The following is a 1,533-nucleotide window of genomic DNA, read 5'->3' as shown; positions in this document are numbered from 1 at the left end:
TGCTTTATCAACCAATTCAACCAATGCCAAAGGAGCATTGTCGCCTTTACGGAAACCGTATTTCAGTACACGAACATAGCCGCCGTTACGAGCAGCAAAGCGTGGACCCAATTCGTCAAACAATTTAACTACAACATCACGATCGCGAGTGCGGTCAAAAGCCAAACGACGGTTTGCCAAAGAAGGTTTTTTACCCAAGGTAATCAAGGGCTCAACTACGCGGCGCAATTCTTTTGCTTTAGGCAAAGTTGTCACGATGGTTTCGTGAGTCAACAAGGAATTCGCCATATTGCGCAGCATCGCAGCACGGTGGCTGCTAGTACGGTTTAATTTGCGGTTGCCATTACGATGACGCATGTCATTATCCTTTAATCTTCAAACTTACGGCTTTTCTAAGCCTACAGGCGGCCAAGCTTCTAATTTGGAACCTAATGTCAGACCTTTAGAGGCCAACACTTCTTTGATCTCATTCAAAGATTTACGACCCAAATTAGGGGTCTTGAGAAGCTCGGTTTCAGTACGTTGAATCAAATCGCCAATATAGTAAATATCTTCAGCTTTCAGACAATTAGCTGAACGTACAGTTAATTCCAAATCATCTACAGGACGCAGCAAGATAGGATCGATAGGAGGCACTTTTTCTTCAACCTCTTCAACCGGAGTACCTTGCAGATCTGCAAAAATAGACATTTGGTCAATTAAGATACGTGCGGCACTACGTACAGCTTCTTCTGGATCAATAGAACCATTGGTTTCAATATCCAAAACCAATTTATCCAAATCCGTGCGTTGCTCTACGCGTGCAGGTTCAACTTCAAAGCTAACACGACTGATGGGCGAAAAGCTCGCATCCAACTGAATCGCACCAATCTGTTTGTTCTCATCACGCAATACGCGACGGCCTGAAACAGATTGATAACCACGACCTTGCTCTACTTTAATTTCCATGTCGATTTGACCATTGTCGGACAAGTGGCAAATAACATGTTCAGGATTGATGATTTCCACATCGTGTGGCAAATCAATATCACCGGCTACAACAGCACCAGCACCTGTTTTTTTCAAAGTCAACTGAACTTGGTTACGACCGTGAAGCTTGAATACGATACCTTTAATGTTCAAGAGAACGTCAACAACATCCTCTTGAACACCATCAATAGTAGAGTATTCGTGCAATACGCCGGAAATAACTACTTCAGTTGGGGCAAAGCCATTCATGGATGACAGTAAGATACGACGCAAAGCATTACCTAAAGTATGACCAAAACCACGTTCAAATGGCTGCATAGACACCTTGGCCCGTGTGGAAGACAAAGTATCTACATCGATTTGACGAGGTTTCAAAAATTCGGTTGTGCTATTTTGCATTTAACTGTCCCTCATTGAGCTAGCATTATTTAGAGTAGAACTCTACCACCAGCTGTTCATTAATATCGCCAGACAATTCTGAGCGATCCGGCATATTTTTGAATACACCTTCCAATTTGTCGGCATCAACAGATACCCAGCTTGGCAAGCCAATTTGAGTAGCCA

At 43.2% G+C, this 1,533-nt stretch carries 2 protein-coding genes and 1 pseudogene; all 3 read right to left on the bottom strand.

From position 1 onward, the window contains the following. Positions 1-357, bottom strand: a 357-nt coding sequence (gene rplQ, locus ACTHSP_RS20485; RefSeq protein WP_440346820.1) for a 50S ribosomal protein L17, incomplete at its 3' end; no start/stop codon positions are given. 24 nt (positions 358-381) lie between these two features. Then, the gene (locus ACTHSP_RS20480) at positions 382-1,368 is read right to left on the bottom strand and encodes a DNA-directed RNA polymerase subunit alpha (RefSeq protein WP_049351000.1); all 987 of its coding nucleotides are present in this window, start codon (positions 1,366-1,368) and stop codon (positions 382-384) included. Between the two features lie 25 nt (positions 1,369-1,393). After that, positions 1,394-1,533: pseudogene (rpsD, locus tag ACTHSP_RS20475) on the bottom strand (30S ribosomal protein S4); the annotation flags it as partial.

This window comes from Neisseria sp. P0001.S005 (assembly GCF_051963715.1).
The sequence above is the reverse complement of the archived record's forward strand: the minus strand, read 5'-3'. Positions and strand labels throughout refer to the sequence as shown.